Below are 13,591 nucleotides of genomic sequence, written 5' to 3'. Positions count from 1 at the left end.
ATAAAAAATTATAAAAGATTGTCAAATCTCAGCAAAATCTATAGCTCGTACTTATAGAATCCCGTTCATAATAATTCTTGAACAAGCGACAATGTCAGTAGCCAACACCCATATAACCGATCTTTTTTATCAATTATTGGACCTATCTGAGGCAGAAAAAACAAAATACCTAAAAGAATTAAAATCACACCAAGTCGAACTGTATAACAAGATTTATCCCCTTCTCTGCTCGTCAGATCTAGAGCCTCTTACACACATCTTTGGTGTAAGCGCACTTCAAGCTACCGACAAAAAAGCTAACTTCTCTGATACATACATTGATAAATACCACCTATCTTACGAAATAGGTCGTGGCGGTATTGGTATTGTCTATGCTGCTACTCGAGTGGATAAGACATTCCATCAAGATCTTGCCATAAAACTCATTCAACCCGCTTTATCTCACCTCATAGATAAAGAGTATCTGTTTCAAGAAGCACAAGCGCTTGCGACGTTGAATCACCCATATATAACCAAGGTGATCGATGGAGGGACACATGAAGGGTCTGTCTACATCGTTATGGAACATATTAAAGGTTGCACGTTGAACGAGTACCTTGCGACCTACAACCTGAGTTCCCCAAAAAAGCTCAATCTATTTTTAAAGGTGTGTGCGGCTATCTCACATGCCCATAGGCACCAAGTGCTGCATACCGACTTAAAGCCAGAAAATATATTAATCGATTGTGAGGGGAACCCAAAGATACTCGACTTTAATTTAATGAGAGGAATCAGTGACCAGTTATCAACTCACCCACTCACAATCAATGCCTACAGTCATGACTACGCTAGTCCAGAGCAAATCAGCGGAAGCCCTCCCACAGTCCAATGCGATATTTACGCTCTAGGAAAGATCTTAAACTTCATGTTTCCTAAACTACCGATAAGCCAGGGGGATCTAAACTGCATAATTCAAAAAGCGACACGACGCCACGCCTTACTACGCTATTCGAGCACCAATGAACTCTACAACGACATTACGCAGCTAATCGCTTGTCGTCCAATCTCCGCATATCAAGACCAACCATTTTATTCCGCTCTGAAGCTATGCCAACGCAGTCCAATTCAATGTGCCTTATCTACTGTGCTCATTTGGTGTGGTGTAGGTTTCTACACGCCTTTGATCAAAAAAAACCAACAACTTCAGATAGAAAAGCGCGCTTCAGAAAGAGTCACAAGGCAATTTGTCCGAACGCTTTCTCAAATAAAAGAGAGCCCTAAGTCGAAAGCATCGATCAATACAGTACTAAAACATACCCATAAAGCGGTTTTAGGCGATCCTGGTATACCAACAAAAACAAAGATGAAACTGTTACGAATAATTGCCCCACAAACAACTAGGACAAAATCAACAAAAGGAAACTGCTAACCATGAGTAACCAACTGACTGATATGGAGTCGATCATCAGAGATTGGAAAGCGGGGCATAAATGGGCAGAACAGAAACTCTATCGCTTCGCTTACGCCCACCTCTACGATCTCGCTCAAAAAGAGAGAAAGAGGAGCACAATCAAGCATGAGCAAAACTGTTGGGTGTCTTGGAATAACATCAACAACACAACGGCGTTAGTTCACGATGCTTACCTAAAGCTCTCTTTTGCTGATACTCAATCAATAAAAGACACTCGTGATTTTCTGTTAATGGCAGCAAAAATCATGCGACAAATACTCATCGATAACGCTCGACGTCAACAAGCACAGAAACGCCAACTCCCCACAAAAGTTCCTCCTCAAGAAGAAAGGCATTTCGAGCAGCTAATCATTATGGATAAGGCTGTTGACCACTTTACTTTAAATTACCCAAGGCAATCACAAGCATTCAAACTGAAATACCTTATGGGGCTTCAAACTCAAGAAATTAGCCAGCTACTAGCTTGTAGCGACAGCCTAATTGAAAAGGATTTAAAGTTCTCTCGCTGTTGGTTAACGAGGAAAGTAAACACGCAGCACAACCCAATTTATTGAAAATAATTTACGGTATTTCACTCAAATTTCGTGCCTTGTAACAGGGGCACAGTTCAAACTAAGCTCTTGTAAGTCAAAGTGATATTATGAAAAACCTGACATCTGTCGGCTTTTTGTGTTTTTTACCGTATGGTTTGAATATTTATTAACCGAACAGCATTTCACACACTTAACTTGGAATGAATATCACACTACAATCGCGCACTATAAAATCACACGCATAAAAATAACAAATAATTCTATTACATAAAGGATGTACGAGTAATGAAAAAAGTGAGTATTCTCGCAGCAGCGATTGCAGTGGCTTTAACAGGTTGTGGTAGCGACAGTTCTAATTCAGGTGTCACAACACCGATAGAACCATCAACAACAACCAACAAATTTATCGATGCTGCTGTTGAAGGTATCTACTACAACACCAGTTCTGGCTTAAACGGTGTTACAAATAGCGAAGGCGAATTTACCGCTAAAACTAACGACACTGTGACCTTCTTCATTGGTGGTGAAAACGGCTTAAAAGTAGGCGCAGCATCAAATCGTGATGTACTGACTCCATTTGAAGCGGCAGGTAAATACGCTCGCGCACTTAACCTAGCAATTTTACTTCAATCTCTGGATAACCAGTTTGGTAACACTTCAGATGAAATACTGACAATTCCAGATGTGCTGCGTGCTCCTGATGCAGCTACGTTAGCGAAGATGAAAGATCTAAGTCTTGATGACCGTGCAAGCGTGATTGCTTTCCTAGATGCGATGGGCGTAGAAGCTGCAAATATCACTTCAGAAAGCGATGCTCTAACGCATATGCAGTCTGCGTTTGGCTCAATGGAACGCGGTGATGACTCTGCAAACCCATTTATCACTGCTGGTAAATTCGTTCGTTACATTGATGTAACCCAGAATTCAGACCAATTCACCTACGTCCACGCTGACAAGCTAATGGAAGAGGAAATGTTCAAGCGTACTCGCGGCATGACCGAGATGACGTTCAAAGTGAACTCTGCGGACTCAGTAACGATGCTTACGGGATCTAACGACTATTCGTTATCAGAAAGCTTTGCTGAACAGTACCTAACATGTGTTTCTGATGCGACAAACCAATGGATCGAAGAAGAAGATACAGAAAGGAAAGGTTGTGATATTGATGGTGATAACCAAATAGACCATGAGAATGGCGACCTTACACCTGATACTGCATATGTTCTCGATGATGCTTTTGCCTACAAACTGCGAGACTTAGCAAAATCAACAACCGCTGACGAAGAGTTCACAGCCGCTGACATCGAAGGATGGAAGCCATTTGATGCACAAAAAGCATCAGACTTGAATCACTACACAGCAAACAATGTCTGGGATGACAAAGATGAAGACAGCAACACATCAAACTGGATTCGTGATACTACTTCTGGCTCTTTCGATCCTGTAACAGGCATTTATTCTGAGATCGTTAAGAAAGAAACTCTGGGTAGCAACGCTAGCAATAACCCATCTCGCGTAACAGAGCGTGTTGCGTACTACTACGAAATTCCAGCAAAAGATTCTGAACGTTACGTGGATTTCACAGGTACATGGCAAACGACAGAGTACTGTGACAATGGCGAAGTTGCCGTAAGTACCATGGTGTTCGGCACAACAAAAGTAACTACATCAGGTTTTGAGTGTGGCAGCGAAAACGGCGGCCAATCTTCACCAGAAGATATGGGGCAGTTTGATGCAACCTACGCGGAGTTAGGCGCTATCGATTACTGGTGGTTTGGTCAAACAGACCGAGCTTCAAAAGCAACACTAACAGAACTGAACACAGTAGTTCGTTTCTGCGACCAAGATGATTTTGACCCAGATTCAAGCATTCCTGAGGACAATACTTGTGATAGCGATAATGAGTACTTCGTAAAGTGGGAATACCAACCAGCTGGCACCAACTGGGATGAAGGCCTACTTATCCGTCGCAAGATGGATAACACAGGTAACACCGATGGTCGTGTTAGCATCATGCAGAAAATCAACTAATCACTGAATTAGTTTGATGACTTAATCAAAAACCAGAAGCCGTGCTTCTGGTTTTTTCATTCTTACTCCACATGAACCTTCAAACAACTATCAACGTAGATACCACAACAAAGACCTATCTAGAACAAAAATGGAGTTTGTTATGAATCTACTAATTGAATCATTCGAAGGCGGGATCTACTTGGCTTACCAAGTTATTGGCGAGCAAAAGCAATTAATCAAAGATGACCACCAGCATCCTATGAAGTTTTTGAGTGTTAACCAAGCTCGTGATCACTTTAGCGACCAAGGTGTCGCATCAGCAATGCTGGTTCATAACAGTGCTTACGACGAGATGTGCGGTGAGCATTGTGGTAGCACACAGCCTTTCGAGATTGATTTGAAGTGGAGTTAAATCAACCTCAAATCGATCGCGATAAAAATTGAAAGGCTTGCATCAATGCAAGCCTTTCTTATGGGAGTCACTTTCACTTTTAACCACTTAGATTAGCGCGATGTCCGTTTAAGTCTTCGTTTAATGTTCTGCTCTTTCACTACAAAGTCGAATAGCGGAGCAAACAGGTTGGCGAACAAGATAGCCAGCATAATGCCCTCTGGGTAGGCTGGATTAAGCACTCGAATACCGACTGTCATCACGCCGATCAAAATACCATAGGCCCACTTACTCTGATTAGTGAACGCCGCGGAAACCGGGTCTGTCGCCATAAAGAAAGTACCAAACGCGACACCACCTAACACGAAGTGCCAATAGAAAGGCATCGAAAACATCGAGTTAGTCTCTGACCCTATCCAATTCATCAAGCTAGATGTCACGACGAGACCAACAATCACACCGGCGACAATGCGCCAAGAAGCTATCTTCATCGCTATCAGAATCAACCCCGTCAGCATGATAAGCAGTGACGACACCTCACCCATCGAACCTGGAATATTACCGATAAAGGCATCCATCCAAGTGATCGCCTCACCAGTCATGTTGTTGATCAGTGACGAACTGCCACCTTCATACCATTGACTCAGCGGTGTCGCGCCTGAATAGCCGTCAGCGGCAACCCACACAAGCCCACCCGACATGTTGGCTGGATAGGCGAAATAGAGAAACGCGCGGCCTGCAAGGGCTGGATTCAAGAAGTTTCGTCCTGTACCACCGAACAGCTCTTTGGCGACAACGATACCAAAGGTGATACCTAAAGCGGCTTGCCAAAGCGGGATGGTTGGCGGGAGGATGAGTGCAAACAGCACAGAGCTAACAAAGAAGCCTTCATTAACTTCGTGCTTACGTACAACGGCAAACAACACCTCCCAAAAACCACCGACCACAAACACCGTGGCATAAACGGGTAGAAAATAGAGTGCACCAAGCAACATCTGACTTGCCCAGCCACTTGCCATCAATGACTGCGCATCACCAAATGCCCACGACAGACGCCAGCTGCTTTCAATAACAGAGGCAAGCTCATTTAATTGATAACTGGATGTGAGTGCCGAGACACTCTGGTGTCCGACGTTATACATCCCCCAGAACATCGCAGGAAAGGTCGCTAACCACACCAGAATCATGATGCGCTTTAGGTCAATGCTGTCACGAACATGGGTTATGCCGTGGTTTACGTTTCCGGGTGTATAGAATATTGTCGCGAAAGCTTCATACACTGGGTAGAGTTTTTCGTACTTACCTCCGGCTTCAAAGCGTGGAGCCACGTCTTCTAATCGTTTTTTTAAACTCATAATCTCAATCACCTTATTGCTTGAGTTATGGTTTTCTACGCATCAACCGCGCTATTTGAACAATTTTTAGCGACTTTTAATCAAATTCGTCTTGAAGAACGAGAGTCTATAAGTCAAACCTATGTTGAAAAAGAAGGGTGTATAAACAACAAAGCCCCAGCAATGGCTGAGGCTTATTTGGTATAACAACGGTCGTCGCTACTTAACGCACATCACGTTAAGCAGCGAAGAACCTTTCAATTGATTGACGTTACCGTTGGTAAACAGACCTTTCTTATCTGCGCCCCAATAAGGGAGATGCATTGGCCAGTTCTGTTTTTCCATAACCTTTGAGTTCAAGATGCTCTGCCATTGCTTTTCACTCATCAGCTTCATGTTGACCTGATTACACACCAATTCAGCGCTGTCATAGTCTAGGCGGCTCCAAGGCTTACCTTGCTCCATGTAGAACTGTTGTTGATGGTCTAAAAGGTAAGGAATCGCATATTGGCTACCCGCAACGTCTGCTTTCACGCGAATCTCGATCTCTAGATCATTGTCTGAACTCGCATTACCGCTTGGTAGCGTCTGAATAGCTGCCGCACTCGTTACCGCCGCCGCTTGCTTAGCAGCCACAGGTTTCGGGGCAGGCTTAGCTTCTACTTTTGCAGGAGCCTTAGGCTTAACCATTTTTGGCTCTGCTGGTTTTGCCACAATAGGCTGTGATGAAGTTTTCGACTTATCAACCATTCGAATAAAGGCTTCACCGTAACCAGGAACCTTACGTACCTGAGTTAGGTCTTTTCTCGCATCCGAGAAGGTAGAGTAAGGTCCGATTAAGCAACGGTAGTCTCCGCCTTCCGGCTTCATCCAAACATTGGTCGAGATCTTCTCATACAGAGGTTTTGCTCGGCTCAGTGACAAAGGCTTGTTCAGCAGGCCACATTGAACCCAAAACAGTTCGTTATCTGAATGACGTTTAGGCGCTTTACTGCCCCATACACCCTTGCCGATCGGACATGATTGCTCTAGCTGTGGTAATTGGTTGGTGCTTGCCTGAGTTGCATCACATAGAACCGACTCTGCATTCACTTGGCTCGATACCAAAAGAGATGCAGCGATAAGCCCCATACGATAATTTCTCGTCACAGCACGACATACAGCATTCATTGTCAATTTCATAACCACCACTTAAACCCTTGCGGGCTAATTATTACCGAATCTATGTCGATAAAACATGAATTCCATTTTAAGTATTATTGACACTATCAATGATACTAAGTTCCAGATCCATTAAGCAAAAAAAGAGCCGTAATTGCTTACGGCTCTTAATTTAGTGACTTTTTTTACTAAAAATCAAACCGGGCTATCACCCTTTATAAATTTTCGGGTTAAACACGTCGCGTAACCAGTCGCCTAATAGGTTAATAACGAGAACCAATGTTACCAAAAGCACACCTGGGAATGCTGTGATCCACCATGCTCCTGAGAAAATGTAGTTAAAACCAGTACTGATCAGGGCACCGAGTGACGGTTGGTCTACCGGAAGACCTAAACCTAGGAAAGAAAGTGCCGCTTCTGACATGATGGCATTTGCCACCTGTACCGTAGAGATAACCAAAATCGGTGATAAACAGTTAGGCAGAATATGACGGAACATGATTCGAGGCGCTCTAAAGCCCATCACACGTGCCGCTTCTACGTACTCTTTCTTCTTCTCTGCCAATACAGATGCACGAATCGTACGAGCATACTGCGGCCATTCAGCAATACCGATGATCACCACCAGCATAACAACCGCATATTGCGCGTAGAAGTCACTACCGAAACTCGCCTTAAAGATGGCCGAGACAATGATCGCAACCATCATGGTTGAGAACGAAAGCTGAACATCGGCAAAACGCATCAGGAAGCTATCAATACGACCACCGAAGTAACCTGCAGACAAGCCAATGATGATACCGAGAGTCAGCTGAAGACCTACCGCTAGGAAACCGATCGTCAATGACAGACGCGAGCCGTAAAGCATCGTAGATAAGATGTCACGACCTTGCTCATCAGTACCCAGTAGGAAGCGTTCTTCGCCGTCTTCCATCCAAGATGGTGGCAACTCAGAATCCATGATGTCGATAGACGTCACGTCATACGGGTCTGTTGGCGCTAGAATCGGTGCCGCTAATGCCATAACAAGGAAAGCTGCAAAGATAGCGAAGCTCACCATTGCCACTTTATCACGTAAGAAGTAGTACAGAATGTCTGACTGCTTGAATCGCTCCCAACGAGATGGAGCTGTTGTTGTGTGTTCCATGGTTATGCTCCTTTCCCTGTAATGTTCACTGTTGGGTTAATGATGCCGTAAAGCAGGTCAACAATGGTGTTTGTTACTACGAAGATCAGGCCAACGAAAATAACGTATGCGGTAATCAGTGGAGTATCCACTCGGTTAATCGCTTCAAGGAATAGGAAGCCGGTCCCCGGCCACTGGAATACAGTTTCAGTCAGAATGGTGTATGCCACCATAGTACCGATTTGAACACCACCTACCGTTAGTACAGGTAGCATTGTGTTCTTCAAAGCGTGTTGGTAGTAAATCTTGTTCAGCGCGAGGCCTTTTGCTTTACCAAACTTGATGTACTCAGAGCTAAGAACCTCGAGCATTTCAGAACGTACTAGACGAATGAACAGCGGCAGCATGATAGATGCCAGAGCAATACTCGGCAGCACTAAGTGCGCAAGACCATCTAGCGTTAAGAAGCCAGACTCCCAACCAAACCAGTTTGCGGTATCACCACGTCCGAATGACGGCAGCCAACCGAGCTCAATAGAGAACACATACATCAGCATGATTGCGGTTAAGAAAACAGGTACCGAGATACCGATACTACTGCCCGCCATCACCAGTTTAGTGAAGAAGCTTTTTGGGTGTATTGCAGAATAAACGCCGAGTGGAATCGACAGACAAACAATGATCAGAGAAGCGCCAAACACAAGTTCAAGCGTCGCGACCAATTTGTCTAAGATTACGTCCACAGCAGGGCGTTTAAAGAAATATGAAGTACCAAGATCACCTTGTAGAGCTGCGCCCACAAAGCGAGTGTATTTTGTAATGAAGGGATCATTTAAGCCGAGTTCATCACGCAGCGCTTGACGCTCCGATTCTGAAACAGATTGACCGACTAACTCACGCAACGGGTCGCCCAGGTTATCCTGAATGGCAAACGCCACCAAACTGATCACAAACATCACTATCAGTGCCTGAAACAGGCGCTTGACCAGAAACGTAACCATTCCTTGCCCCTTATCTATCCATGACTATCTAATCGAAATCCGCGACTAGATAACAAAATTCAGTCTTAAAAAAGGTATTTAGCCAGACTGAAGGAAGACCAAATACCGAAACTTAAATCTATTTCTTAATAATTTGAGAGCCTGAAAAGCTTCAGGCTCTCAATTCTAGCAAGCTAGATTATTTTACAACTAGGTCGCCGAAGTAAGGCATAACCATTGGGTTTACTACGTCTGCTGCACCTACGTTAGACTTCGCGCCCCACGCTTCACTCTGCCAGTGTAGAGGTACGAATGCTGCGTCGTTGTAAAGTGTTGCTTCAACGCCTTTCAGCATTTCAGCACGCTTAACTGGGTCAGTTTCAGTGTTAGAAGCTTCTACAATCGCATCCATTTCTGGGTTTGAGTAACCAGAACAGTTGTATTGACCACGGCCAGTTTCTTCGTTACGAGTCATAGTTAGGAACTCGTTGAAGTTAGCTGAATCTTCTGTATCTGAGTGCCAGCCGATCATCATCATGTCTGCTGAACATAGGTCAAACTCAGGCCAGTACTGTGCTTTAGGCATAGTCTTAAGATCAACTTTGATACCAATCTTAGATAGCATTGCCGCAGACGCTTGCGCTACTTTCGCATCGTTCACGTAACGGTTGTTTGGTGCCATCATAGTTAGTGTAAAGCCATCTTCGTAGCCCGCTTCTTTCATCAGCTCTTTCGCTTTTTTCAGATCGTAACGAGGAACTAGGTCTTCGTTGTGACCCGCGTAGCCTGTTGGGCTTTGCTGACCAGCGGCTGTTGCGAAGCCTTTCATGATCTTCTTAACGATGCCTTCGTTGTTGATTGCGTGAACAATCGCCTGACGAACGCGAACATCTTTAAGAGCTTCGTTGCTGTTTTGGTTCATTTGGAACGTGATGATACGAGTACCAGGTAGCGTTACTAGATCGATGTTCTTAGCGTTTTTAACGCGCTTGTGATCGTTTGGTGCTACTGGGTGAATCATATCTACGTCACCAGAAAGAAGTGCTGCAACACGTGTTGCGTCTTCTTTGATTGGCACAAGTGTTAGCTTGTCTACGTTGCCTTCAGTTTCTGTATCCCAGTAATCGTTGAAACGTTCGAACGTTACTTTAACGCCCTGCTCACGCTGCGTTACGATGAACGGACCAGTACCTGAAACGTTAGTCGAAGCAAACGAGTTACCGTGCTTAACTAGCTCAGACTTGTCTTTACCTTCCGCTGTTTGGCCAGAGTAGAACTTGCTGTCCATAGGGAAGATGTACGTTGCTGTTTGTAGTACTAGTGGGTAAGCCGCTTTAGAAATAAGCTCAACTGTGTAGTCATCCACTTTTACCATTTTTTCGTATGGCGTGAAGATAGACTTAAAGTCTGGAGAAGCTTGTAGACGTTCAAAAGTCCACACAACATCATCAGCAGTCAGTTCGTTACCAGAGTGGAATTTCACACCTTTACGTAGGTTGAAGCGGAAAGTCGTTTCATCAACACGCTCCCAGCTCGATGCTAGGCGGCCTTCAAAATCCATCTCTTTTGTGAAACGTACTAGAGGGTCAAACACCATGTGAGACATTTGCAGTGTGCCACCAGACAGCTGCTCGTGCGGGTCAAGTGATACAGGGTCAGCTGCGTAGCCAACGGTAATATCTGCTGCTGCTGCACTAAAGCTTAGGCCAGCTGCCATTAAAGCTACTGCTAATTTGCTTTTCATGGTTTTCATTGCATAACTCCTTCATGCGGGAATCCAGATCCCTAGTTGTTGTATTTGCGTCTGTTTATTGTTTTTAGCAAGCTAAACTCCAGCCTGCTGATTTTTATACCGCGGCTTGTGCCACTGCTTTTTCTTCTCTTAAACCTGTAAATTCAGGCATTAAAGAAATTAGGTGTTTGCTGTATTCATGCTGAGGCGATTGGAATAGCTGCTCGGTTGGCGCAACTTCCAATAGCTCTCCCATTTGCATCACACCAACACGATCACACATTTGGCGAATAACCGGTAAATCGTGACTGATGAACAGCATGGTTAGGTTTAGCTCGTCTTGTAAGTCTTTTAATAGGTTGAGGATCTGAGCCTGTACCGACACATCCAGTGCCGACGTAGGTTCATCACAAATCAAAAGACGAGGGCGAGTTGCCAAGGCGCGAGCGATAGAAATACGCTGACGTTGGCCACCTGAGAATTCGTGTGGGTACTTAACCCCGGCCATTACGCCCAAACCAACGTGCTCTAGTAGATCGTTCACGATCTGACGAGTTTCATTCTCGTTACGCGTAAGTTTATGGAATCGGATAGGCTCAGCAATGATGTCGAATATCTTCATTCGAGGGTTCATTGATGTGTAAGGGTTTTGGAAAACCATCTGCATTTGGCGGCGCATTGGGCGACGTTCTTTTTCAGATTTAAGACCAGTAAGATCAACGCCTTCAAACGTTACCTTGCCTGAATTCGGTGCGTACAAGCCAGCAATCACACGAGCAATCGTTGATTTACCTGAACCTGATTCACCTACTAAACCAAACGTCTCACCTTCATGCACTTCAAAGCTCACGTTGTTGGATGCTTGAACGTACTCACGACGGCTCTCAAAGAAAGAATCTTTAGTGGTGAAGCGCAAGTTTACGTTTTCAACGTTCAACAGTGGACCTGTGTAATCACGGTGATCTTGGCTTTGACCTAACCAGTGGTTTTTCACATCCAGTGGTTCCATCTCTTGTGCTTCTTCGATGTAGCTAACAAGAGGGAAACGATCGAGTTTGCGGTCTGAACGAGGAACCGCAGAGATAAGACTGTGTGTGTATGGGTGTTCAGGAGTACCCAGAACTTTCGCTGTTGGGCCAAACTCAACTAAATCACCACGATACATAACGGCTACGCGGTCGGTAACATTTGATACAACGCCCATGTCGTGCGTGACCAACATACAACCTACGTTCTTCTTGATACATAGGTCGCGAATCAAACCCAAGATCTGGTCTTGGATAGAAACATCCAGTGCTGTTGTTGGTTCATCTGCGATGATTAGATCAGGTTCACCTGCCAATGCGATCGCGATAACCACACGCTGACGCATACCGCCAGAGAATTGGTGTGGGTACTGCTTTAAACGGTTTTCTGGTTGTGGGATACCCACTTGGTTCATCAAGTCTAATGAGCGCTGGTAGGCATCTTGATCCGAAACCTTCATGTTGGCATGAATCGTCTCTTTTAACTGCTGTTCTACTGTGAATAGAGGGTTAAGAGAAGTCATTGGGTCTTGGAAGATAAAACCAATCTTTGAGCCGCGAACAGAACGCATCTGTTCAGGAGATAAACCAGAGACTTTTTCGCCATCCAGAAATACCTCGCCGCTAGCAATGCGGCCAGGAGGGCTCAGCAAATCGATCACAGCATTACCTACTGTTGATTTACCTGCACCAGACTCGCCTACAACACCAACAATCTCACCACGTTCAATGTTGAACGAAAGTGATTTAACTGCGGCGTGAACTCCATGACGAGATGGGTATTCGATACGAAGATTTTTTACTTCTAAAAGTGACATTACCAGACCTCTACTGCTTTGGCAGCTTTCTGCCCTGTCTGCAAAATTGAATCCATTCTTACCAGAATATTGTTCTGATATTTTATACGGTTGACAATTTGGCAAATAATTCACAGAAAAGCAACAAAAATAGGATAAAAAGTCGACATTAAACGCTTAGCAAGCAAAAGTGCCACATAACTATTCACCAAAAGAGCATATAGTAAGAAAAATCAACATTATATTATCGGCAATAAATACTCACAAACTCCTTACCACTACTTACTTGTAGAGTTAAAGCCGTGCTTCAAAGCAGATCTCACTACCAGTCACTAAAAACAAATAATTATTCTAAAAAACAATTAACACTATAGAAACAAATGCTAATTTTGTTAATTTGAACAAATAAAACAACCAGATACACGTTAATTAACCATACATTTAACCATCTTTATTATTTTGGTAAATACAAAACAGATAAACAAAAGGCCTAATAAATCAGAGGAGTTTTTGAACGACCAAATGCGTAGAAAGCTGTCAAATTCAGGCCTTAGTGAGCAAATTTAGGGTTAGATTTCACTTTTCATAAAAGTCTTTAGACCAAACCCATTAATATGTCGAATTATTGAGCGTGTAATTTATATAAAATTAGATATAGATCTGCACATTTGATAAAGAAAGCAACTCCGTATCAGCACCATAATCAAGCAGATCGATATTAATCTGTCTTATATAAGAAGGGGGGAGACAGAGGCGACACCAGACAAAGTGCCGAAGCCGGTAAGATCTCAACATTCAAAATCGATAAAAACTAAAACGACAGATGTAAAAAAGCCCCAATCTTTCGACTGAGGCTTCTTAAGTGATCGGTGAAGAGGCATTCTTTGAACATCAGGCGAACCCCACTCTGTTCAAGTTATCTAAATTTCAGATGTAAAAAAAGCCCTAGTCTTTCGACTAGGGCTTCTTAAGGTGGTCGGTGAAGAGGGATTCGAACCCCCGACCCTCTGGTCCCAAACCAGATGCGCTACCAAGCTGCGCTATTCACC

The 13,591-nt window shown here is 44.0% G+C and carries 10 protein-coding genes; 4 read left to right on the top strand and 6 right to left on the bottom strand.

What is annotated here, in order from left to right; all coding sequences use genetic code 11:
• The first annotated feature begins 91 nt into the window (after window positions 1–91).
• The 4 genes from MSG35_RS19100 (at window position 92) to MSG35_RS19085 (ending at window position 4,408) form a co-directional block, all read left to right on the top strand.
• Window positions 92–1,408: a serine/threonine-protein kinase gene (locus MSG35_RS19100; protein ID WP_248384772.1), complete on the top strand. Its 1,317-nt coding sequence runs from the start codon at window positions 92–94 to the stop codon at window positions 1,406–1,408.
• Between the two features lie 2 nt (window positions 1,409–1,410).
• Complete coding sequence (locus MSG35_RS19095; protein WP_248384771.1) at window positions 1,411–2,004, top strand: ECF-type sigma factor; 594 nt, start codon at window positions 1,411–1,413, stop codon at window positions 2,002–2,004.
• A gap of 264 nt (window positions 2,005–2,268) precedes the next feature.
• Window positions 2,269–4,014, top strand: coding sequence for a hypothetical protein (locus MSG35_RS19090; protein ID WP_248384770.1), 1,746 nt, complete (start codon window positions 2,269–2,271; stop codon window positions 4,012–4,014).
• A gap of 130 nt (window positions 4,015–4,144) precedes the next feature.
• Window positions 4,145–4,408, top strand: coding sequence for a DUF6482 family protein (locus MSG35_RS19085; RefSeq protein ID WP_348983489.1), 264 nt, complete (start codon window positions 4,145–4,147; stop codon window positions 4,406–4,408).
• A gap of 92 nt (window positions 4,409–4,500) precedes the next feature.
• Here the strand turns inward: MSG35_RS19085 and MSG35_RS19080 are convergent, their stop codons facing one another.
• The 6 genes from MSG35_RS19080 to MSG35_RS19055 form a co-directional block, all read right to left on the bottom strand.
• Entirely contained in the window at window positions 4,501–5,742 is a 1,242-nt protein-coding gene (locus tag MSG35_RS19080) for an NADH:ubiquinone reductase (Na(+)-transporting) subunit B (RefSeq protein WP_248384769.1), read from the bottom strand.
• Window positions 5,743–5,940: 198 nt separating this feature from the next.
• Complete coding sequence (locus MSG35_RS19075; protein WP_248384768.1) at window positions 5,941–6,903, bottom strand: SPOR domain-containing protein; 963 nt, start codon at window positions 6,901–6,903, stop codon at window positions 5,941–5,943.
• 187 nt (window positions 6,904–7,090) lie between these two features.
• Window positions 7,091–8,029, bottom strand: a complete 939-nt coding sequence (locus MSG35_RS19070; protein ID WP_048607511.1) for an ABC transporter permease — start codon at window positions 8,027–8,029, stop codon at window positions 7,091–7,093.
• A gap of 2 nt (window positions 8,030–8,031) precedes the next feature.
• Window positions 8,032–9,009, bottom strand: coding sequence for an ABC transporter permease (locus MSG35_RS19065; RefSeq protein WP_048612413.1), 978 nt, complete (start codon window positions 9,007–9,009; stop codon window positions 8,032–8,034).
• 178 nt (window positions 9,010–9,187) lie between these two features.
• Window positions 9,188–10,741, bottom strand: a complete 1,554-nt coding sequence (locus MSG35_RS19060) for an ABC transporter substrate-binding protein (protein ID WP_048607508.1) — start codon at window positions 10,739–10,741, stop codon at window positions 9,188–9,190.
• 94 nt (window positions 10,742–10,835) lie between these two features.
• Window positions 10,836–12,563 (bottom strand): ABC transporter ATP-binding protein, encoded by a 1,728-nt coding sequence (locus tag MSG35_RS19055; RefSeq protein WP_248384767.1) that lies wholly within the window; start codon window positions 12,561–12,563, stop codon window positions 10,836–10,838.
• Window positions 12,564–13,591 lie beyond the last annotated feature (1,028 nt).

The sequence above is a fragment of the Vibrio sp. 1CM23M genome (assembly GCF_023161755.1).
GTDB lineage: Bacteria > Pseudomonadota > Gammaproteobacteria > Enterobacterales > Vibrionaceae > Vibrio > Vibrio coralliirubri.
This window is presented reverse-complemented; position numbering and strand designations above follow the sequence as displayed.

What these genes read in the sequence shown, in the direction of transcription:
- MSG35_RS19100 (WP_248384772.1), top strand. Translation starts at nt 92, where the DNA reads ATGTCAGTAGCCAACACCCATATAACCGATCTTTTTTATCAATTATTG.
- MSG35_RS19095 (WP_248384771.1), top strand. Translation starts at nt 1,411, where the DNA reads ATGAGTAACCAACTGACTGATATGGAGTCGATCATCAGAGATTGGAAA.
- MSG35_RS19090 (WP_248384770.1), top strand. Translation starts at nt 2,269, where the DNA reads ATGAAAAAAGTGAGTATTCTCGCAGCAGCGATTGCAGTGGCTTTAACA.
- MSG35_RS19085 (WP_348983489.1), top strand. Translation starts at nt 4,145, where the DNA reads ATGGAGTTTGTTATGAATCTACTAATTGAATCATTCGAAGGCGGGATC.
- MSG35_RS19080 (WP_248384769.1), bottom strand. Translation starts at nt 5,742, where the DNA reads ATGAGTTTAAAAAAACGATTAGAAGACGTGGCTCCACGCTTTGAAGCC.
- MSG35_RS19075 (WP_248384768.1), bottom strand. Translation starts at nt 6,903, where the DNA reads ATGAAATTGACAATGAATGCTGTATGTCGTGCTGTGACGAGAAATTAT.
- MSG35_RS19070 (WP_048607511.1), bottom strand. Translation starts at nt 8,029, where the DNA reads ATGGAACACACAACAACAGCTCCATCTCGTTGGGAGCGATTCAAGCAG.
- MSG35_RS19065 (WP_048612413.1), bottom strand. Translation starts at nt 9,009, where the DNA reads ATGGTTACGTTTCTGGTCAAGCGCCTGTTTCAGGCACTGATAGTGATG.
- MSG35_RS19060 (WP_048607508.1), bottom strand. Translation starts at nt 10,741, where the DNA reads ATGAAAACCATGAAAAGCAAATTAGCAGTAGCTTTAATGGCAGCTGGC.
- MSG35_RS19055 (WP_248384767.1), bottom strand. Translation starts at nt 12,563, where the DNA reads ATGTCACTTTTAGAAGTAAAAAATCTTCGTATCGAATACCCATCTCGT.